The organism is Streptosporangium becharense (genome assembly GCF_014204985.1).
GTDB classification, from domain to species: Bacteria; Actinomycetota; Actinomycetes; order Streptosporangiales; family Streptosporangiaceae; genus Streptosporangium; species Streptosporangium becharense.
Window position 1 is genome coordinate 5,251,912 of record NZ_JACHMP010000001.1, and the last position, 20,600, is coordinate 5,272,511.

A 20,600-nucleotide genomic window follows, 5' to 3' on the forward strand; every position below is an offset into this window, starting at 1 on the left:
ATCCGCCGTGTTCAGCGGCTTCCGCGCGGCACGCGGAGCGGCCGGAAGAGAGATCACCGCTTCTTGCACGATCGACGGTTCCCGTGGACCGGTCGACGGATATGCTCATGGGATGTTACGAACTGAGCGTCATGCCCGGATTCTTGAGCATGTCTCAGCCAAGGGCAGCGTCGACGTCAACGAGCTGGCCCGGTTGCTGGCCGTCTCGGGGGCCACGGTCCGGCGCGACCTCCAGTACCTCAGTGACCGCAAGCTGCTCCAGCGCACGCACGGCGGCGCGGTCATCGGCGGCATCAGCATCGAGGTGCCGATCCAGCGCCGGATGGAACGCCGCAGACCCGAGAAGCAGGCCATCGCCAGGGCCGCCGCCGAGCTGGTCCCGCCCGGCGCGGTCGTGGGGCTGACCGGCGGCACCACCACCACCGAGGTGGCCCGGCTGCTCGTCGGGCGAGGCCCGGTGACCATCGTGACCAACGCCGTCAACATCGCCGCCGAGGTCGTGCTGCACAAGGGGGTCACCCTGGTCGTCATCGGCGGCGACGCGCGCAGCGAGAGCTACGAGCTCGTCGGCCCGATCGCCGAGAAGACGCTGGCCGACTACCACACCGACATCACCTTCCTCGGGGTCGACGGGATCAGCGCCACGCACGGGTGCACGACCCACGACCAGCTGGAGGCGGCCACCGACCGCGCGTTCGTCAGGAGCAGCGGCGGCATCGTCGTCGTGGCGGACCAGTCCAAGATCGGCAAGGTCACCTTCGCCAAGATCTGCCCCCTGCGCGACATCCAGCACCTCATCACCGACGCCGGCGCTCCGGGCGACCAGCTCGCGGCCATCGCCGACGCCGGCGTCACCGTCACCGCGGTCTGACGCCTGCCCGGGGTCGCGGTCTGACGTCTGCCCGGGGTCGCGGTCCGGTGCTGGTCCGCCACCTGCCCGGAGTCGCGTCCGGTACCGGCGTCACCGTCACCGTGGTCTGACGCCGGTCCTGCCTGCGCGGAACGGAGCAAATGCGCATTCTTGCTGAAGGCTGCTCACTCTTGTACGTTTGGTGCGTAAATCGAGCAGACTTGCGCGTCAGGAGTGTGAGATGACGTTCGTCGCGAACGAGATCGCCAGCCAGCCGTCCTGCTGGGAGCGCGCGATCGAGCTGTCGGGCAGTGCCCCCGGGCTGCCCGAGCCGGGGGAGCGGGTCGCCGTCGTCGGCTGCGGCACGTCCCTGTTCATCGCCCAGTCCTACGCGGCGCTGCGCGAGTCCGCCGGGCTCGGGGAGACCGACGCGTTCGCCGCCTCGGAGTTCCCGCACGGGCGGGCGTACGACAAGGTCGTGGCGATCTGCCGCTCCGGCACCACGACCGAGGTGCTGGAACTGTTGCGGGCCACCTCGCTGCCCACCGTCGCGGTGATCGGCGACCCGGCCACCCCGATCGTGGAGCTGGCGGACGTGCGGATCGTCCTGGACTTCGCCGATGAGAAGTCGGTCGTGCAGACGAGGTTCGCGACCACGGCGCTGACCCTGCTCCGTGCCCACCTGGCGCGGAGCGTGCCCTCGCTGCTGCCCGCGGACCTGTCCGCCCAGGCCGCGGCGGCGGTGGACGCGCCGCTGCCGCCCGGCGCCGTCGGCCGTACGCAGTTCACCTTCCTCGGCGGCGGGTGGACGAACGGAATCGCGCACGAGGCGGCGCTGAAGCTGCGCGAGGCGTCCGGGTCGTGGACCGAGTCGTACCCCGCGATGGAGTACCGGCACGGGCCGATCAGCGTGACGGACTCCGACAGCGTCGTCTGGTTCTTCGGCCCCGCGCCGGACGGCCTGGTCGCGGAGGTGGAGCGGACCGGCGCGATCGTGTCGGTGTCGGCCCTCGACCCCGTCGCCGACCTGATCCGCGCGCAGCGGCTGGCGGTGGCGCTCGCGGAGGCCAAGGGCGTCAACCCGGACGAGCCGCGCAACCTGACCCGTTCGGTCATCCTGGCCTGATCGCGGTGAGGACCCGAACGATCATCCGGTCGGCCGCCCGATGATCCTCACCGTCACGCTCAACCTGGCGCTCGACGTCACCTACGACGTCGCGGCCCTGGTTCCGCACACCACCCACCGGGTCCGGGCGGTCCGCCACCGGGCGGGCGGCAAGGGCGTCAACGTGGCCCGCGTGCTCCACACGCTCGGCCAGGAGACCGTCGCCACCGGACTGTGCGGCGGTCCCACGGGCGCGCTGATCACGCAGGAGCTGACGGACTCGTCCGTGCCGCACGACCTCGTCCCCGTCGCCGGCGACACCCGGCGGGTGGTGACGGTCACCGACGCCGACGCCACCGTCTTCGCCGAGCCCGGCCCGATCGTCGCGCCGCAGGAGTGGGAGCACTTCCAGGACCGCTTCGCCGCCCGCGCCGCCCGGGCCCGGGTCGTGGTCCTGTCCGGCAGCCTGCCGCGGGGCCTGCCCTCCGACGCCTACGCCGTGCTCACCCGGCTGGCCCGCCGGGCCGGTGCGAAGGTGCTCCTCGACAGCGGCGGCCCGGCCCTGCGGGCGGGGGCCGCCGCGGGGCCCGACCTGATCAAGCCGAACGCCGCCGAGCTGGCGGAGGCGGGTCTCGACCCCCGCACGCTGCCGCTCGTCGTCTCGCGCGGCCCGGACGGCATGCTCGCCGGAACCCCGCAGGGCCACTGGGAGGCGCTCCCCCCGGAGATCCTGCCCGGCAACCCGACCGGTGCGGGCGACGCGGCCGCCGCCGCCCTGGCCCTCGCGCTGCGGGACGACACCCCCTGGCCGCAGGCCCTGGCCGACGCCGTGGCCCTGTCCGCCTCCGCGGTCGTCACACCCGTCGCCGGAGACGTCGACCTGGCCACCTACCACCGCCTGAGAGAACACGTGACCGTGAGGGAGATCCCATGCCCCTGGTGAAGACCGCCGACATCGTCGTCCCCGGCCGCGGCGTCGCCGCCTTCAACGTGATCACCGTGGAGCACGCCGAGGCCGTCGTCGCCGGAGCGGAGGAGGCCGGAGCCCCGGTCATCTGCCAGATCAGTGAGAACGCGGTCAGGTTCCACCACGGCCGTCTCGCCCCGATCGCCGCCGCCACCGCCGCCGTCGCCGAGGCGTCCTCCGTGCCGGTCGCCCTCCACCTCGACCACGTGACGGACCTGGACCTGCTGCGCCAGGCGGCCGACCACGGTTTCGGCTCCGTGATGTACGACGGCGCGCGTCACGACTACGCGCGCAACGTCGCCCACACCGCGGAGGCCGCGTCCTGGGCACACTCCCACGGCCTGTGGCTGGAGGCCGAGCTGGGCGAGGTCGGCGGCAAGGACGGCGCCCACGCCCCGGGTGTGCGCACCGATCCGGACGAGGCGGTGTCCTTCGTCGCGGCCACCGGCGTGGACGCCCTGGCCGTCGCGGTGGGCAGCTCCCACGCGATGACCGACCGCACCGCCGCGCTCGACCACGCCCTGATCCGGAGGCTGCGCGACGCCGTACCCGTGCCGCTGGTCCTGCACGGCTCCTCCGGGGTCCCCGACGACGAGCTCCGGCAGGCCGTGCGGGAGGGCATGGTGAAGATCAATATCGGCACCGCGCTGAACATCGCCTTCACCGGCGCCGTCCGCGACGCCCTGCCCGGCCAGGTGGACCCCCGCAAATATCTCGCCCCGGCCCGCACCGCCATGGCCGAGGTCGTGTCCCACCTGCTCAAGGTCGTCGCGGGCTAGGCCCGGTCCGGTTACGGCGGTTCCGTCGGCGGAGCGTCCTGCGGGGGAGCCGCCCGGCCGGTGGTCCCGAGCCGGTCGGCGGCGCCGACCCGACCGGCCAGCAGTTCGGCCAGGTGGTAGGCCCTGACATGGGCGAGCTGGTCGAGCTGGGTGCGGCAGGAGAAACCGTCGGCGAGCAGCACCGTGCCTCCCGTGCCTCCCGTGCCTCCCGTGCCTCCCGTGCCTCCCGTGCCTCCCGTGCCTCCCGTGCCTCCCATGCCTTCCGTGTTCTCCATGGCCTTGCGCACCGCGGGCAGCAGCTGGGTCTCGGCGACCGCGACCGACACCTCGTAGTGGCCGCGCTCGGCCCCGAAGTCGCCCGCCAGACCGCAGCAGCCGCCGACCGAGCCGACCGACGCGCCGGCCCGGGTGAGCAGGTCGCGGTCGGTCTCCCAGCCCATCACCGCGTGGTGGTGACAGTGCGGCTGGGCGAGGATGTTCACACCGCCGAGATCGGGCGGGGTCCAGCCGGGCAGGCCGCCGAGGAACTCGGCGAGGGTCCTGACGGACGCGGCGACGGCCTTCGCGGCCCGGTCTCCGGGACCGAGCAGGTTGAGGGCGTCCGAGCGGAGCACCGCGGTGCAGGACGGTTCGAGGGCGACGATCGGCGTCCCCGCCTCGGCGTGCCGGGCCAGGGCGTCGACGGTGCGGCGGAGCCTGCGCCGCGCGGCGTCGAGCTGCCCGGTGGAGATCCAGGTGAGGCCGCAGCACAGGGAAGCGCGCGGGACGGCCACGGAGAAGCCCGCCCGGTTCAGCACCTCGATGGCGGCCCGCGCGACTGCGGGGGAGAAGTGGTCGGTGAAGGTGTCCACCCAGAGCAGCACGGTCGGGCCCGCCTCCGCGGCGGTCCCGGGGCGTGCTGTCCTGGGCCGCGCTGTCCCGGGCTGTACTGTCCCGGGTCGTACTGTCCCGGTCACCTCGCGCGGGGGGAAGGGAACCGCGCCGCGCGAGGAGAGTGGGGCCGCTCCGCGTGGCGGGCGTTCGCGGCGGAACCGCCGCTCGGCGAACGAGGGCAGCGGACGCCGGGGGTCGATCCCGCCGAGCAGCTTCACGAGCGCGGCCACCGGCCGGACCCGCAGCGCCGCGTTGACGGCGCGCGGCGCGAGGCCGGCCGCCCGTGCCCACCTCGGCAGCCAGCCCAGGGAGTAGTGGACGGCGGGACGCGGCCGTCCCCGGTAGGTCTGGTGCAGCACCTCGGCCTTGTAGGTGGCCATGTCGATCCCGGTGGGGCAGTCGGACAGGCACCCCTTGCAGGCCAGGCAGAGGTCGAGCACCTCGCGCACCTCCGGTGCCCGCAGGCCGCCGGGCAGGAAACCGCCCACCGCCTCCTGCAGGACCCGTGCCCGGCCCCGCGTCGAGTCCTTCTCGTCGCGCGTGGCCAGGTAGGACGGGCACATCACGGCACCGGCGCCCGTGGTCTCCGACCGGCACTTGCCGACCCCGGTGCACCGGTGCACGGCGGCGGTGAGGTCGCCCCCGTCGCCGGGGTAGCGGAAGGCCGTCCCGAGGGCGGGCGGGGGCGGAGGCTGGAGCCGCAGGTCCGCGTCGAGCGCGGCGGGCCGTACGATCACGCCCGGGTTGAGCACGTCGCCGGGGTCGAACACGGCCTTGGCGGCGGCGAAGGCGGACAGCGCGGCGGGGGAGTACATCAGCGGCAGCAGTTCGCCGCGTGCCCGGCCGTCGCCGTGCTCCCCGGACATCGAGCCTCCGTGTGAGGCGACCAGGCGGGCGGCGTCGAGCAGGAAGGCGCGGAACGCCCGCGCGCCGTCCGGGCGGCCGAAGGGGAAGTCGATGCGGATGTGCAGGCAGCCGTCCCCGAAGTGCCCGTAGGGCAGGCCGGTCAGCCCGTGACCCGTCATGAGCGCGTCGAAGTCCCGCAGGTAGGCGCCGAGGCGCTCGGGAGGTACGGCGGCGTCCTCCCAGCCGGCGTGCGCGGGGGCCCCGGCGGGCGTGCGTCCGGCCAGGCCCGCGCCGTCCTCGCGGATCCGCCACACGGCCGCCCCCCGGGCCGGGTCGGTGATCACGAGGCTGTCGAGGGCGTCCGCGTCGGCCACCAGCGCGGCGGCGGCCGAACGCAGCTCGGCGGTCGAACCGCCGCCGAGCTCGCACAGGAGCCAGCCGTTCCCCCGGGGAAGCGGTGGGACCCGCCCCGCGCCGCGCCGCGTCCGCACCACGTCGACGATGCGCGCGTCGATACCCTCCAAGGCGACGGGCCGGTGCGGGAGCAGGCCCGGTACGGCGTCCGCGGCCGCGGCCATGTCCGGGTAGCCGAGGACGACCAGCGCGGTGCGCGCGGGCGCCTCGACCAGCCGTACCTCGGCTCCGAGCACCACGCCCCAGGTGCCCTCGGTGCCGACCATGGCCCTGGCCACGTCGAAGCCGCGCTCGGGAAGCAGGTGCTCCAGTGAGTAACCGGAGATCTGCCGGGGGAACCGGCCCAGCTCGGTGCGGATCACCGCCAGGTTGTCCCGGACCACCCGCCGCAGGGCGTCCAGGGTGGGGGAGCCGGTCGTGTTCCCCCCGGCCCCGGGTGCGGGTGCGCCGGTCGTGCCTTGGCCTGTCCCCGCTGCCGGTGCGCCGGTCGCGTCGCGGCCGGCCGTCAGCCGTTCCCCGCCGCCGGTGAGCACGTCGAGTGTCAGGACGTTGTCGGCGGTGCGGCCGTAGGCGAGCGCGCGGGACCCGCACGCGTTGTTGCCGATCATCCCGCCGATCGTGCACCTGCTGTGCGTGGAGGGGTCGGGACCGAAGCGCAGGCCGTATCGGGCGGCCCGGATCTGGAGCGTGTCGAGCACGGTGCCCGGTTCGACGGTCGCGGTGCGGGCCTCGGGGTCGAGCGACCTCACCCGCCCGAGGTGCCGGGTGAAGTCGAGGACCACCCCGGGCCCGACCGCGTTGCCCGCGATCGACGTCCCGGCGCCCCTGGCGGTCAACGGCACCCCTTCGGCGCGGCAGACCGCGAGGACGGCGGCGACCTCGTCCGGGTCGCGGGGGAAGACCACCGCCGCCGGCGGCACCCGGTAGAGCGAGGCGTCGGAGGAGTACTCCGCCCGGCGCCGCGACGAGACGTCGACGTCGCGGACGCCGGCCCGGCGGAGGGCCCCGGCGAGATCGGACGGCTTCAGGACGTTCCCTCCCCGCCGGTCCCCGGGTTCCCCGACCCGGCCGGCCCGTGGCCGTGGCCATGACTGTGCCCGTGCCCGTGACTGTGCCCGTGACTGTGCCCGTGACCGGGATCCGGACCGCCCGCGGGGAGGACCCGGTCCCCGGCGCGCAGCGGTGCGTGCTCGTAGCGGCCCTCGTGCGCGATGATCGGCCGCCGGTCACCCGCCAGCTCGGGGTGCCGCTCCTCCAAGGCGCGGCGGGCCTCGGCGGTCCTCCTGAGCCCGGCGACGTACTCGCGGTCGGCGCCGTAGGTGCCCCGCCACGTCTGCGGCATCATCTCGGCCGGCGGCGGCGTGGCCGCCCGCCCGCCCAGCCCGAACGCACTCGGGATCTTGCTGGTGGCCGCGCCGCAGTCGGGACAGCCGGGCAGGGGGGCGGTGAAGGACTGGATGACCTCGAACCGGTGCCCCCGGTGGCAGCGGAGCTCGTAGATGGCCACGTCGTCAACTCCACAGGGTGATGGATCGGGTCAGGATACCGGCGACGTCGTTCTCGCCGACCGGACGCGGGGCGGTGGCGAGCAGCCGCTGCTGCTTCATCGCCCCCTCCGTGAGCGCCGGGACGTCCGCCTCGGTGTAGCCGACGCCACCGATGCCGTCGGGGAGGCCGATGTCCCGCATCAGGTTCGTCAGCACGCCGGGCAGGAACTCCGCGAGGTCATCGGGCCTGTCCGCGGCCGGGTCGAGCAGTTCGGCCGCCCGCAGGTGCCGCTCGGGCCGCGCCTCGAAGGTGAACCGGAACGCCTCGGGGGCGGTCAGCGCGACGGCCATGCCGTGCGGCACCATCGGCTCGTCCTGCGGGTAACCCTCGGGACGGAAGTCCTTGACACGCCCGGCGATCGGGTAGGCGTTGGCGTGTGGGATGTGCACGCCCGCGTTGCCGAACCCGAGTCCGGCGAACGTCGCCGCCAGCGCCATCTGAGCCCTGGCCCCGGCGTCGTCCCCGTGCCGTACGGCGGCGCGGAAGGAGTGCGCGAGCAGCTGCAGAGCGCGCTCGGACCACATGTCGGCCACCGGGTTCGAGCCGCAGTACGGCACGCGCTCCTCGGGACGTTTGCGCTCGTAGGAGGTGTACGGCCGGGCGGTGTAGCTCTCCAGGGCGTGGCAGAGGATGTCCATTCCGGCGGCGGCGGTGACCCCGGCGGGCTGGGTCAGCGTCAGGTCGGGGTCGACGACCGCCAGGACCGGGCGGAGCCGCCCGTGGCTGATCCCGGTCTTGACCTTCAGGTCGAGCACGTCGAGCACGCAGATCGTGGTGCTCTCCGACCCGGTGCCGGTGGTCGTGGGCACCGCGACCAGCGGCTTGAGCGGCTGGGACGGGGCCCGGCCGCCGCCCACCGGGGCGTTGAGGTAGTCGGTCAGCTCGCCCGGGTTGGTGGTGAGCAGGTTGACCGCCTTGGCCGTGTCGATGCTCGACCCGCCGCCGACGGCGACGAAGGCGTCCCACGGGCCGGAGGCGCGCGCGTGGTCGACGGCCGCGAGCATGCTCCGGTCGGTCGGCTCGACGTGCACGCCGTCGTACACGTGCGCCTCCATGCCGTAGCCCGCGAGCTGGTCGGCGATCCGCTGCGGCGTGCCGGTCGCGGCCACCCCGGGGTCGGTGACGACCAGGACGCGGCGGGCGCCGTACTGCCCGAGATCGAAGCCGATCTCGGCGCTGGCGCCGGGGCCGAACTTCAGGGCGGGAGCGCCGTAGGTGAAGACGGACTCGGGGTCGCCCGGAGCGGTGAACATCTCTCGTTCCTCTCTCACGCGGGGAAGCCCTCTCACTCGTAGAAGCCGTGCGGAGCCGTGCGCATCGAGCGCAGCTGCGCGGCGTCGTGGCCGAAGACCACGTTCGCGGCGGAGCGCTCCGCGATCGAGCGGATCTTCTCGACGGAGGCGTACCAGGCGCCCAGGTCGTTGACGATCGCGGCCGGGGTGGCGGGCGGGCCGTAGGAGTCGCCCATGTAGACGGCGTCGGAGGTGAAGATCATGGTTCCGGACTCGGGCAGGTCGACCCGCATGGCCATGGTGCCCGGGGTGTGGCCGGGTGCCTCGATGAGGGTGACCCCCGGCAGGATCTCGGTGTCGCCGGAGACCGTATCGAAGTCCAGGCCCTCGTAGTCGGCCTTCAGGTGGGCCCCGGTGAACGCGCCGTCGAAGCCGAAGGCGAAGTCCTTCTCCTTGTCGTTGCAGACCAGGCGGGCGCCGGTGCCGGCGAATGTCCGCACGTTGCCGGCGTGGTCGAAGTGCAGGTGCGAGAGCACCACGTAGTCGAGGTTCTCCGGGCTCACGCCGAGCCGCCCGAGCTGCGCGTCGAGGTACTGCTCCTCGGAGACCTGGTCGTAGGGGAAGAATTCCTGGAGCCCGGTCGGCACCCAGCGGGTCTCCCAGTCGCGGGGGCAGCTCGTGTCCCACAGGAGGGTGCCCTCGTCGGTTTCCACGAGGACCGCGTGGGTCGTGCAGGGGTACCACTCGACGGGCTTGTCCCGCTCCGCCCTCGGCCTGATGCTCCGGCCCGGCTTGAGCAGCAACCAGGTCAGATCACAGCTCATCGCACCGCAGTCGAGTACGTGCAACTTCATGGCCGTTCCTCCATGTGTTAACGCCAGGTTTCCGAAGGTGGCATGTAGCATGCTGCATGTCAACTGTGGAAAGTCGCGCTTTCGGTAGGCTCCACAAAGTCGCGTCGGATCCGGAAAGGTCGCCACAGGTGCAAGCTGTCGACGGCACGTCCAGCCTCACGGAACAGGTCTTCGAGGCCGTCCGCGCGGCCATCCACTCCGGTGAGCTGCGTCCGGGAGAGCTCTACTCCGTGTACCGGCTGGCCGAGGAGCTCAACGTGTCACGCACCCCGGTCCGCGAGGCGATGCTCCGGCTGGCCGAGGCCGGCATGGTGCGGTTCGAGCGCAGCCGGGGCTTCCGCGTGCTCGGGCGAGACCCCAAGGAGATCGCGGAGGTCTTCCACCTCCGGCTGCTGCTGGAGGTGCCCGCCACCCGGCTCGCCGTGCGCCGGGCCGGACCCGGCCTCGTCGAGGCGATGCGCGGCGAGCTGGAGGCGATGCGCGCCGCCGCCGGCGACCACGACGAGCCGCGCTTCATGCGGCACGACCGCGCCTTCCACGAGCTGCTGCTCGTCGCGGGCGCCAACCGCAAGCTCGTCGGCGTCGTCGGCAACCTCCGCGACGCGACGATCACGCTGGGCGCCTCCACCGTCGACCGCTCCCGGTCGCTGGCGGACATCGCCGAGGAGCACGAGCCCATCCTCGCCGCGCTGGAGGCGGGCGACGCGGACGCGGCGGCCGAGGCCATGCGCTCCCACGTGGCCCACACGGGAGAGCTCCTGCTCGCCCAGGTCGCCGCCGAGAACGGCGTCGCCGCCGACCCCGAGGACATCGACCTCATCCTCGGCACCGCCCCGTAGGCGGCCCGCCCCCGCCCGCCCCGCCCGGCGGTCCCGGCCCGCCCCGCCCGGCGGTCCCGGTCAGCGGATGCCCTCGGCGCGGAGCCGCGCGGCGAGCTCCTCGGCGTGCTCGCGCATGATCCGGGCGACGCGCTCCGTCTCCTCGTCGGTCGCGGCGCCGATCGGCAGGGAGCAGCTGATGGCGTCGGTGGCCGGGATGCGGTACGCCACCGTGACCGCCACGCACCCGATGGAGGGGGTGTTCTCCTCCCGTTCGAGGGAGTAGCCGCGTGCCCGGGTCTCCTCCAGGTCGGCCATGAGCCCGTCGTAACCGGTGATGGTGTGCTCGGTGAGCCGCGCGAGCGGGGCACCGGGCAGCAGCTGGGCGAGCTCGTCGGCGGCCCGCTCGGCGAGCAGCGCCTTGCCGAGCGCGGTGGCGTGCGCGGGCAGTTGCCGCCCCACCCGTGACGTCGCCCGGCGCGGCTCGATGGTCTCGCGGGTGGCCAGGTAGATGACGTTCGCGCCGTCGAGGCGGGCGTAGTGGGTGGTGTAGCCGGTCGCCTCGCCGATGAGCTCCAGCGTGCGGGTCGCGTACGGCAGCGCCCGGTCGCGGTCGAGGTAGGCGGTGCCGCACAGCAGCGCGTGCGGCCCGACGCCGACCGCCGAGCCGTCGGGGGTCGGTTCGATCCAGCGCATGGCGATGAGCGTGTGCAGCAGCTGGTGGAGGCTGGAGCGGGGGTATCCGGTGCGTCGCCGCAGCTCCGCGACCGTCACCGGGTCGCGGGCGGTGCCGAGCATCTCCATGATGAGGATCGTGCGCTCCGCCGACTTCACCAGTTTGGTCTCGGCCGACGGGTCGATCTGCCCGTCCATCGGGAGGCTGCTGGACGGATCGTGCGTCATCGGCGGGTCTCCTCGCGAGGGATGCGGCTCTGACGTCGGTAGCGTACGGAAGCTTCGACGCCGGTAGCGTACGAAAAATCAAGCCGGTGCGAGGCGGCGCGGTGTGGCCGCGCCGCCGCGGATGTCGCGCGTGGCCGACACCGGCGTGTCCCCGCCGGTGTTTCCGATCGCGTGGCGGCGGCGGGTGCCGGTGTTTTCGGTCGTGTGGTGGCGGATGCCGCCGGTGTCCCCGCCCGCGTGGTGGCGGCGGGCGTCACCGGGGACCTTCGTGGCCGGCGTGTCACCACCGCTGTCCCCGCTCCCGGCCGGGCTCGCTCCACGGGCCGCCCAGGCGGACGCCGGGGTCCGGCGGCGCGGGCGGTCCGGCGCCTTCGACGGCCGCGGCGAAGTGCTCGGCGTCGTCGACCGGGACGAATCCGATCGCCTCGCCCGCCGCCGGCGAGACCCAGCGGCGCCGGTTGCGGGAGACGCCCCAGACGATGTGGTGCCCGGGTTCGTCCCTGGCCAGGCACGCCTCGACCAGGCGTGCCGCGTCGCCGGGGGAGAACCAGGTGGACAGGGAGCGGACGCCGCCCGGGACGGCCTCGACCGTGCCGATGCGGGCCGAGACGACCGACATGCCGTAGGCGTCGGCGTAGAGGCTGCCCAGGGCCTCGGCGGTCGCCTTGCTCACGCCGTAGAAGGTGTCCGGCCGCGGCGGGAGCACCGCGTCGCCGCCGGCCTGGGCGGCGGGGACCATGCCGACGGCGTGCGCGGAGCCGGCGAGCAGGACCCGCCGCACGCCGGCCCTGCGGGCGGCCTCCAGCACGACGTACGTGCCGTGGATGTTGGTCTGGAGGATCTCCGCCCAGGCGCGTTCGTGGCTGTGGCCGCCCAGGTGCACGAGCAGGTCGACGCCCGCGCAGGCCGACTCCATGGCCTCCGGGTCGGTGATGGAGGCCGCCAGGAACGTCTCGCCGGGCAGGAGCCCGTCCGCCGGCGGCCGGACGTCCAGGAGGCGGATCTCCCGGTCGGGCCCGGTGAGAAGGGGCCGGATCAGCGAGCCGACCCGGCCCGAGGCCCCGGTCACGAGTAGTCGTCGGGTCACGTGTTCTCCCTCGCCGTGGTGTCGGCACGCATATGAGGCGAATGATTAACAGTCTTGACATCTCATTGGTGCGATTCATACCGTACCGCATACGTCCACTGACATGAACTGTTTCACATATGTGAACAGAAGGTGGCCATGGAACACCGCCCGGCGTGCACGCTCCCGAGCCGGAGATCTCCCGGAGAACGCCGGACGCTCGGACGACGCCGAGAACCCGCCCACGAGAACACCCACGGAGAGGAGTCACACAGTGGCTGCACCCCACGTGACGAACACTGCTTCGGGGGCCGCGACCCGGGACCGGCCTCTCCCCGACACGGGCGGCCGTTCCGGGCGACCCGGCCGCGAGCCCCACCGGGTGGGAGTCCGGGCACCGTGGTGGTTCGTCGTGCCGGCGATCGCCGTCTACCTCTTCATCGTCGTCGTCCCCAGCGTCAACGGCGCGTTCTTCTCCTTCACCGACTGGAACGGGCTGAGACCCGACTGGTCCTTCGTCGGCCTGGACAACTTCAGCGCGGTCCTCGCCGACCGGGCGGCGCAGGACGCCCTGGTCAACACGCTGATCCTGGCCGCCGTGGTGACCGTCCTGCAGAACGCCGCGGGGCTGTTGCTGGCGCTCGGCGTCAACACCGTGGTGAAGAGCCGTTACGTGCTCCGCGTGATCTTCTTCGCACCCGTCGTGCTCACCCCGCTCGTGGCCGGCTTCGTGTGGAGCTACCTGCTCTCCCCGAACGGCGCGGTCAACGACGCGCTCACCGGCCTGGGGCTGGGGTCGCTGGCCCACGACTGGCTGGGCGACCCCGACACCGCGCTCTACGCCATCGCCGCCGAGATCGTCTGGCAGTTCTCCGGCTACTCGATGGTGATCTACCTGGCCGGGTTGCAGGCCATCCCGAGGGAGGTGCTGGAGGCGGCGACGATCGACGGCGCCGGCCCGTGGAGCAAGTTCCGCAACGTCGTCCTCCCCCTGCTCAACGGGGCGGTCGTCATCAACGTGATGCTCTGCCTCATCGGCGGCCTGAAACAGTTCGACCAGGTCATGGCCATGACAGGCGGAGGCCCCGGCACCGCGACGGAGACGACCTCCACGGTCATCTACAAGAGCGCCTTCACACTGGGCGACTACCCCCTCTCCATCGCCCTCGCCGTCGTCATGACCCTGGTCATCGCGATCCTCGCGGCCGTCCAGTACCGCCTCACGCTCAGGAAGAGTCACTGATGCACGCGCGCTACACCTGGCGGACGCTGACGCGGGAAGTCACCCTCATCCTCGTCGCGCTCGTGTTCCTCGTGCCCCTCGTCGGGCTGCTCAACGTCTCGCTGAAACCGCAGAGCAGCCAGACGAGCGCGCTGGCGTTCGAGTTCCCGCCGACGCTCGACAACTACGTGCAGGCGTGGAACCAGGCCAGCCTGGGTGCGGCGCTGGCCAACAGCTTCGCCATCACCGCGCTCAGCGTCATCCTGATCGTCGCCTGCTCGGCGCCGGCCGCCTACCCGCTCGCCCGCGTCACCCGCGGGTGGTCCCGGTACACCTTCTACTTCCTGATCGGCGGCCTGCTCGTCCCGGGGCAGCTGGCCCTGCTCCCGCTGTACGCGACCATGCGGGACGCCGGCCTGCTCGGCTCGCTCTGGTCGGTCGTCCTCATCAACGTCGGGCAGCAGATGCCCTTCTCGGTCTTCCTGTACACGATGTTCCTGCGCGAGCTGCCGCCGGACTACGAGGAGGCCGCGCTGCTGGACGGATGCGGCCCGACGAGGTCGTTCCTGACGGTGGTCTTCCCGCTGCTGCGGCCGGTGACCGGCACCGTGGTCATCCTCAACGCGGTGGGCATCTGGAACGAGTTCTTCACCCCGCTGCTCTACCTCGGCGGCAGCGACAACACCACCGCACCGGTCGCCATCTACGGCTTCGTGAGCCAGTACGTGTCACAGTGGCCGCTGATCTTCGCCGGGCTCGTCATCAGCGTCATCCCGATCCTGGTCGTCTACTTCGCGCTCCAGAAGCACATCATCAAGGGCTTCGCGGGCGGCCTCAAAGGCTGACGCCCGCCCCCGCCCCACCTCACCCCCCGCCCCACCTCTCCGACTCGGAGGAGCCATGAAGTCCACCCGCCCCACCCGGCCGCTCACCGCACTGTGCTGCCTCACCGTCACGGTCGCGGCCCTCGGCGCCTGCTCCACATCCGGAGGATCCGCCGGCGGCGCCACCGGCGGCGACGCCTCCCAGGTGCTGACCTTCGCCGCGGCGGGCCAGGGCCCGGCGCAGGCCGTGGTCGAGGCGTTCCAGAAGGCCAACCCCGGCGTCACCGTCAAGGCCACCTACACCGAGGACGACGCCTCCTACCAGCAGCAGTTGCGCACCCAGCTCTCCTCCGGCACCGCCCCCGACGTGTTCCGGATGTGGCCCGGCGGCGGCAACACGATGGCGGTCCGGGACCTTGGCGCCGACGGCATGCTCATGGACCTGTCCGGCGAAAGCTGGGCCGCCAAGTTGAGCGAGGCCCAGAAGGCCGTCTCCTCCGACCCGAACGGCAAGATCGTCGCCATCCCGGTGACGATCGGCGCGATCGGCGCCGTCTGGAACGACCAGGCCCTGAGCAAGAGCGGGCTGAGCAAGCCCGCCACCTGGTCGGAGGTGCTGAGCTTCTGCAAGGCCGCGAAAGAGAAGGGCGTGATCGCCTTCTCCCTCGGCCTGAAGTCGTCCTGGGTCACCCAGTTGGTGCCGTACGCGCTGACGGCGTCGCTGGTGTACGGGCCGAACCCGGACTTCGCCCAGCAGCAGAAGGACGGCAAGGCCAGCTTCGCCAAGTCCGAGTGGAAGCAGGCGATGGAGAAGTACCTGCAGATGCGGGACTCCGGCTGCTTCAACGACAGCCCCAACGGGGTCGGCTACGACGAGCAAATGCAGATGCTCGGGCAGGGCAAGGCCCTGGGGGCGGTGCACGTCATCTCGGCCGTCCAGTCGGCCCGCAAGTACGCCCCCGAGGGCACCACGTTCTCGTTGAGCCCGTTCCCGGCGACCGACAGCGCGGACGGCGTCCACGTCCCCGTCGCGGTCGGCATCGAGTACGGCGTCAACGCCAAGGCGAAGAACCCCGAGCTCGCCAGGAAGTTCATGCAGTTCCTGGCCTCGGAGGAGGCGCAGGCGCTCTACGCGACCGCCTCGGGGAGCAGCCCCGCGCTGCCGACCACGACGTTCAAGGCCGACGCCCTGCAGCAGCCGGTGCTCGACGCGGTCAAGGCGGGCAGGGCGACGGTCTACCCCGACCAGGCCTGGCCCGGCCCCAAGGTGCAGCAGGAGCACCTGACGTCCATCCAGGAGCTGTTCAACGGGACGATCGACGTCCCCACCGTGCTCAGCCGCATGGACAAGGCGTTCGCGTCCGAGAAGTGAGGACGGGCTCCGGCCGGGGGGACGACGCCGCCCGCCGTCACCGGCTCATCCGCAACGACAGTGAGGAAGTTATGACCTTCGAAGGAATCCTGTTCTTCCCGGTGACACCGTTCGGTGGCGACGGGGGTGTGGACGAGGACGCCTTGGCCGAGCACATCGAGAACGGCGTCGGGGCGGGTGCCGGCGGCGTGTTCGTCGCCTGCGGCACGGGGGAGTTCCACGCCCTCTCGCCGGCGGAGATCGAGACCTGCGCGCGGGTCGCCGCCGCGGTCACGGCCGGCCGGGTGCCGGTCTTCGCCGCCGCCGGCGGCCCGCTGCCGGTCGCGCTGGAGCAGGTGCGCCGGATCGAGCGCGCGGGCGCCGACGGCGTCCTGCTCATGCCGCCCTACCTGGTGACCGGCCCCCAGCGGGGCTTGCTGGAGTACGTCCGGGCGGTCTCGGCCGCCACCTCGCTGCGGATCATCTTCTACCAGCGCGGCGCCGCCGTCCCCACCCCGGGTACGGCCGCCGAGATGGCCGCCGTGCCCAACGTCGTCGGGATCAAGGACGGCGTCGGCAGCATCGAGCTGATGCAGCGCACGGTGCTCGCCGTGCGCCGCGAGGCCGGGGAGGGATTCCAGTTCTTCAACGGCCTGCCGACCGCCGAGATGACCGCGCAGGCGTACCGCACGATCGGCGTGCCGCTGTACTCCTCGGCGGTCTTCGGCTTCGCCCCCGAGGTAGCGCTCCGCTTCCACCGGGCGGTCGGCACCGGTGACGACACGACCGCCCGGACCCTGCTGGAGGAGTTCTACGAGCCGCTGGTCGCGCTGCGCGAGGAGGTGAGCGGCTACCCCGTCTCCCTGGTCAAGGCGGGCGTGCGGCTGCGCGGCCTCGACGTCGGAGGGGTGCGTCCGCCGCTGGTGGACCCCACCCCCGAGCACCTGGAACGGCTGGACGCCCTCATCGGCCGCGGCCTGGAGCTGGTCGGCCGATGAGGATCCTCGACCTGGTCGTCACCCCCGTCGCCTTCCGCGACCCGCCCCTGCTGAACGCGAGCGGGGTGCACGAGCCCCTGGTGCTCCGCTGCGTGCTGCAACTCGTCGTCGAGGGCGGCGTCGTCGGCCTCGGCGAATGCCCCGGCGAACGCGCGCACGTCGAGCGGCTCGTCGCGGCGGGCGAACGGATCCGCGGCATGAGCGTCTTCGCCACCGGCGCGATCGAGCGGGCCGTCGACGAGGCGCTCGGCGGGCCCGGCGGCCCGCTGCGGAAGATCGACCGCGTCGCGGCCTTCTCCGCGATCGAGGTCGCCTGCCTGGACGCCCAGGGCAGGCTCACCGGCCTGCCGGTCAGCGACCTGCTGGGCGGGGCCGTCCGCGACGCGGTGCCCTACAGCGCCTACCTGTTCTACAAGTGGGCCGAGCACCCGGCGCTCGACGGCGGCGCGGCCGTCGGCGACGAGTGGGGTGCCGCGCTCGACCCGGCGGGGGTGGTCGACCAGGCCCGCCGGATGATCGACCGGTACGGGTTCCGCTCCATCAAGCTCAAGGGCGGCGTCTTCCCGCCCGACCAGGAGATCGCGGCGATCCGTGCCCTCCGGGAGGCGTTCCCCGACCACCCGCTGCGGATCGACCCCAACTGCGCGTGGACGGTCGAGACGTCACGATACGTGGCGGACGAGCTCAAGGGGGTGCTGGAGTACCTGGAGGACCCGACCGCCGGGGTCGAGGGGATGGCGGCCGTGTCCGCCACCGCGACGATGCCGCTGGCGACCAACATGTGCGTGGTCTCATTCGAGGAGGTCCGGCCCGCGGTGGAGCGCGACGCCGTCCAGGTCGTGCTCTCCGACCACCACTACTGGGGAGGGCTGCGCCGCACCCGCGAGCTGGCCGCGGTCTGCGAGACGCTCGGGCTGGGCATGTCGATGCACTCCAACTCCCACCTGGGCATCAGCCTCGCGGCGATGACGCACGTCGCGGCGGCGACGCCGAACCTCACCTACGCGTGCGACACCCACTACCCGTGGAACGCCGCCGACGACGTGGTGGCCGGCGGGCCGCTGCGCTTCGTGGACGGCGCGGTGCCGGTCCCCCGCGGGCCCGGCCTCGGGGTGGAGCTCGACCACGCGGTGCTGGACCGGCTGCACGGGGCGTACATCGCGTCCGGCCGCGAACGCCGCGACGACACCGGCTACATGCGCCGGATCGAGCCCGGCTACGACCCCGCCCTGCCGCGCTGGTGAGCCCGGGAACGGCCCGGCGCCCCGCACGCGGGACGCCGAGGGGGGCCACGTGAGGAGCACCGTCTACCTGCATCCGTGGGACGTCGTGGGAGATCCGGCCGCCCCCGAGCGGGTGGCCCGGCTCGGGGCCGGGTCCGTCGCCCTCGCCGCGGCCTACCACTCGGTGCGGGCCTGCACCCCGCACCACCCGCGGCGGCGCGTGGTGGACGCCCGGCACGCGGCCCTGTACGTGCCCGTCAGGGCCGGCGTCTGGGCGGGTAGCAGGCTCGTCCCGGAGAGCGGCGCGGCCTGGGCGGGCGGCGAGGACGCGTTCGGCCGCGCGCGCGAGGCGCTGGGCGGCCACGGGCTCGCCGTCGACGCCTGGGTCGTGCTGACGCACAGCACGATCCTCGGCGAGCGCCATCCCGAGCTCACCGTGCGCAACGCCTTCGGCGACCGCTACCCCTACGCCCTGTGCCCGTCCGATCCGGACGTCCGCGGCTACTGCGGACTGGTCGTGGCGGAGGTGCTGGCGCAGGGTGCCCCCGACGGGCTCGTGGTCGAGGCGTGCGGCCCGCTCGGGATCGGGCACCAGGGCCACCACGAGAAGACGGCGGGCGCCGACTGGACCGGTACGGACGAGGCGCTGCTGTCGATCTGCCTGTGCCGCGCGTGCCGGCGTTCCCTGACCGCGGAGGGGGTGGAGCCCGACCGGCTCGGCGCGGTGGTGCGCGCAGCCGTCGGCGCCGGGCACGGCTCCGTCGCCGAGGCGCTCGGCCCCCTGGCCGAGCCGGTCCTGCGGGTCCGGCGGGCCGCGACGGGATCGCTGCGGGAGGAGGTGATCCGGCTGGTCCGGCGGGCCGGGGTCGCCCGGCTCGTCTTCCACGCCTCCGCCGACCCGTGGGCCACCGCGCCCGGCGCGGTGGTCCTCGACGCCGGGAGGCGGATCGACACCTACGTGGCCGGCTGCTGGGGAACCGCTGAGACCGGAGCCGCCACCCTGGCCGCCATGCGCGAGACCATGCGCGAGGCCATGCGCGAGGCCGTGCCGGCGACCGTGCCGGAGGCCGGGCGGGCGGCTGCCCCGGGGGGTGGACGTGAGGCCGCGGGGCCCGGTCCGCGCCTGGGTGCGTACGTCACCATCCTGCCGCCGCACCCGCCCGACGCCGCGGCGTTCGCCCGCGACTGGGGCCGTCTGCTGTCCGCCGGGGCGGACGAGCTTCACCTCTATCACGCGGGGTTCGCCTCCACCTCCCGACTGACCGCCGCCGCCGGCGCGCTGGCCGCGCTCCGCGCCGGATGAGCGCCAGGCGGGCCCACCCCCACCCGGCTCCAGGCGGGGCCGTACGGCTCAATGTGGCCGCATCCGGCTCCGTGCGGCCCCGCACGCGGCGGTTCCGCGGCGGACCCGGCGGCCGGCTCCCACGACGACCCTGGAAGGAACCATGACGCGTTCGCAGCCCCTTGAGGCGTGCCTGTGGATCACCCCCAAGATCTTCGACGACCTCACCGACCCCGTCCCCGGGATCGAGGCGTTCTTCGACCACCATGCCGCCTGGACCGACGGCCGTCCGGTGACCGTCGTCTTCTGCGCCTCCAACGGCGACCATGTGCTCAACTACAGCGGCGACCGTTCGGCTCGTTTCGACTGGGCCCGCTACAACTGTTTCGCGCCAGGTGAGGGCGGGCCGGCGGCGCCAGCCCGCGCGCACAACCTCGACTGGCTGGTCCGGGTGCGCGAGGGCGGGGAGCGCTCGTCCAACCCGTACTCGGCCGGGCCGATGTTCACCCTGTCGGAGCAGCCGATGGACTATCACGTCCTGGCGGGCGTCTACACGGCGATCCGCCGGGTCGCCGCCCGGCGGGGGCTGGAGGTGCGACTGCTGGAGTACCTGGAGCCGGGGCCGGAGTTCTGCCGCAGCGAGTGGAAGACGCTGCGCCACCCCGAGGTCTCCGCGGCCGCCGCCGACGCCGGCGGGCACGTGGTGCCCGGTGTCGTCGACGTGACCCTCCCGCTCGCCGCCGACCCCCGCGCCTACGCGGCCTATCCGCAGGGCTTCGCCGCGGGGCTGGCGGCCGGGGACTTCGTGGCCGCCCAGACGGCCGCGTTCGTCGCGGACTTCGACCTCGACGGCATCCTGCTCGGCAACCAGTTCGGCCTGGTCGGTTTCTGGAACCCGCGCAACGCCCCCGAGCCCACGGCCGGGCGCCGCGCCGGGATCGAGCGGTTCTTCACCCGCCTGCGCGCGGCCATGGGGGACCGCCTCGTCTACTGGATGGACACCTACTGGCGGGCCGACGTCGAGCGGGAGGCCTGGGGCATGTCGGACGCCTGCTACGCCACGCTCGACGCGATCCTCGTCTCCACCTTCGCCGTGCTCGTCGAGCGCACCGAGATCGTGCCCAACGTGCGCAGCAAGGCGGCGCTGGACGGGCCGCGCGTGCTGTTCGGACTGGACTTCGTCGACCCCTGGTACTGGTACCGCACCCACCTGGACGACCGCCGCACCTACCTGTTCCAGCGCGAGACGCTCGCCGCCGAGGCCGCATACGTCGACGGTGTCTCCTTCTTCGCCAACGACACCTTCGGTCACTTCGTCCCGCAGGCTCCGCTGGCCGAGACCCTCGCCGTGGTGCGGGCGGCCGACTGACGCCGGGACCGGCCCGGCACCGGACCGGAGGCCCGCGGGGGCACCGGGCCGGTGCCGGGCCGGGCGGATGCACCAC

18 protein-coding genes are annotated in these 20,600 nt (G+C 73.3%); 12 read left to right on the forward strand and 6 right to left on the reverse strand.

The annotated features are described in order from the left end of the window. Window positions 1–112 precede the first annotated feature (112 nt). From F4562_RS23060 to F4562_RS23075, 4 genes are all read left to right on the forward strand, one after another. Complete coding sequence (locus F4562_RS23060) at window positions 113–871, forward strand: DeoR/GlpR family DNA-binding transcription regulator (RefSeq protein ID WP_184541194.1); 759 nt, start codon at window positions 113–115, stop codon at window positions 869–871. A 220-nt stretch (window positions 872–1,091) separates the two neighbouring features. Beyond that, window positions 1,092–1,976, forward strand: a complete 885-nt coding sequence (locus F4562_RS23065; protein WP_184541193.1) for an SIS domain-containing protein — start codon at window positions 1,092–1,094, stop codon at window positions 1,974–1,976. 40 nt (window positions 1,977–2,016) lie between these two features. Continuing rightward, complete coding sequence (locus tag F4562_RS23070) at window positions 2,017–2,898, forward strand: 1-phosphofructokinase family hexose kinase (protein WP_184541192.1); 882 nt, start codon at window positions 2,017–2,019, stop codon at window positions 2,896–2,898. Then, window positions 2,886–3,701, forward strand: coding sequence for a class II fructose-bisphosphate aldolase (locus tag F4562_RS23075; protein WP_184541191.1), 816 nt, complete (start codon window positions 2,886–2,888; stop codon window positions 3,699–3,701). The genes F4562_RS23070 and F4562_RS23075 overlap by 13 nt, the downstream gene beginning before the upstream one ends. Window positions 3,702–3,712: 11 nt before the next feature. Here the strand turns inward: F4562_RS23075 and F4562_RS23080 are convergent, their stop codons facing one another. The 4 genes from F4562_RS23080 to F4562_RS23095 are packed head-to-tail and all read right to left on the reverse strand — an operon-like array spanning window position 3,713 to window position 9,468. After that, window positions 3,713–6,862: an FAD-binding and (Fe-S)-binding domain-containing protein gene (locus F4562_RS23080; RefSeq protein WP_184541295.1), complete on the reverse strand. Its 3,150-nt coding sequence runs from the start codon at window positions 6,860–6,862 to the stop codon at window positions 3,713–3,715. Next, on the reverse strand, window positions 6,859–7,341 hold the full coding sequence (locus tag F4562_RS23085; protein ID WP_184541190.1) for an FmdB family zinc ribbon protein: 483 nt from the start codon (window positions 7,339–7,341) through the stop codon (window positions 6,859–6,861). The genes F4562_RS23080 and F4562_RS23085 overlap by 4 nt, the downstream gene beginning before the upstream one ends. A gap of 4 nt (window positions 7,342–7,345) precedes the next feature. Next, the gene (locus tag F4562_RS23090; RefSeq protein WP_184541189.1) at window positions 7,346–8,635 is read right to left on the reverse strand and encodes a hydroxyacid-oxoacid transhydrogenase; all 1,290 of its coding nucleotides are present in this window, start codon (window positions 8,633–8,635) and stop codon (window positions 7,346–7,348) included. Window positions 8,636–8,667: 32 nt separating this feature from the next. Continuing rightward, window positions 8,668–9,468 carry an N-acyl homoserine lactonase family protein gene (locus F4562_RS23095; protein WP_184541188.1) on the reverse strand — a complete coding sequence of 267 codons (801 nt, stop codon included), beginning with the start codon at window positions 9,466–9,468 and terminating at the stop codon, window positions 8,668–8,670. Window positions 9,469–9,596: 128 nt separating this feature from the next. Between F4562_RS23095 and F4562_RS23100 the strand changes: the two genes are divergently transcribed. After that, window positions 9,597–10,307: a GntR family transcriptional regulator gene (locus tag F4562_RS23100; protein ID WP_184541187.1), complete on the forward strand. Its 711-nt coding sequence runs from the start codon at window positions 9,597–9,599 to the stop codon at window positions 10,305–10,307. A gap of 60 nt (window positions 10,308–10,367) precedes the next feature. Here the strand turns inward: F4562_RS23100 and F4562_RS23105 are convergent, their stop codons facing one another. Together F4562_RS23105 and F4562_RS23110 are read right to left on the reverse strand one after the other, a co-directional pair. After that, the gene (locus F4562_RS23105; protein ID WP_246473521.1) at window positions 10,368–11,189 is read right to left on the reverse strand and encodes an IclR family transcriptional regulator; all 822 of its coding nucleotides are present in this window, start codon (window positions 11,187–11,189) and stop codon (window positions 10,368–10,370) included. 280 nt (window positions 11,190–11,469) lie between these two features. Further along, window positions 11,470–12,276, reverse strand: a complete 807-nt coding sequence (locus F4562_RS23110; RefSeq protein ID WP_184541186.1) for an NAD-dependent epimerase/dehydratase family protein — start codon at window positions 12,274–12,276, stop codon at window positions 11,470–11,472. Window positions 12,277–12,529: 253 nt separating this feature from the next. Between F4562_RS23110 and F4562_RS23115 the strand changes: the two genes are divergently transcribed. From F4562_RS23115 to F4562_RS23145, 7 genes are all read left to right on the forward strand, one after another. Continuing rightward, the gene (locus F4562_RS23115) at window positions 12,530–13,498 is read left to right on the forward strand and encodes a carbohydrate ABC transporter permease (protein ID WP_221206790.1); all 969 of its coding nucleotides are present in this window, start codon (window positions 12,530–12,532) and stop codon (window positions 13,496–13,498) included. Then, window positions 13,498–14,322 (forward strand): carbohydrate ABC transporter permease, encoded by an 825-nt coding sequence (locus F4562_RS23120; RefSeq protein ID WP_184541184.1) that lies wholly within the window; start codon window positions 13,498–13,500, stop codon window positions 14,320–14,322. The genes F4562_RS23115 and F4562_RS23120 overlap by 1 nt, the downstream gene beginning before the upstream one ends. Before the next feature lie 55 nt (window positions 14,323–14,377). Next, window positions 14,378–15,673, forward strand: coding sequence for an ABC transporter substrate-binding protein (locus F4562_RS23125; RefSeq protein ID WP_184541183.1), 1,296 nt, complete (start codon window positions 14,378–14,380; stop codon window positions 15,671–15,673). Window positions 15,674–15,744: 71 nt separating this feature from the next. Continuing rightward, window positions 15,745–16,650 carry a 5-dehydro-4-deoxyglucarate dehydratase gene (locus F4562_RS23130; RefSeq protein ID WP_184541182.1) on the forward strand — a complete coding sequence of 302 codons (906 nt, stop codon included), beginning with the start codon at window positions 15,745–15,747 and terminating at the stop codon, window positions 16,648–16,650. Continuing rightward, window positions 16,647–17,894: a glucarate dehydratase family protein gene (locus tag F4562_RS23135; RefSeq protein WP_184541181.1), complete on the forward strand. Its 1,248-nt coding sequence runs from the start codon at window positions 16,647–16,649 to the stop codon at window positions 17,892–17,894. Before F4562_RS23130 ends, F4562_RS23135 begins: the two co-directional genes overlap by 4 nt. Before the next feature lie 49 nt (window positions 17,895–17,943). Next, on the forward strand, window positions 17,944–19,176 hold the full coding sequence (locus tag F4562_RS23140) for a hypothetical protein (RefSeq protein WP_184541180.1): 1,233 nt from the start codon (window positions 17,944–17,946) through the stop codon (window positions 19,174–19,176). 142 nt (window positions 19,177–19,318) lie between these two features. After that, window positions 19,319–20,524 carry a hypothetical protein gene (locus F4562_RS23145; RefSeq protein ID WP_184541179.1) on the forward strand — a complete coding sequence of 402 codons (1,206 nt, stop codon included), beginning with the start codon at window positions 19,319–19,321 and terminating at the stop codon, window positions 20,522–20,524. Window positions 20,525–20,600: the final 76 nt, after the last annotated feature.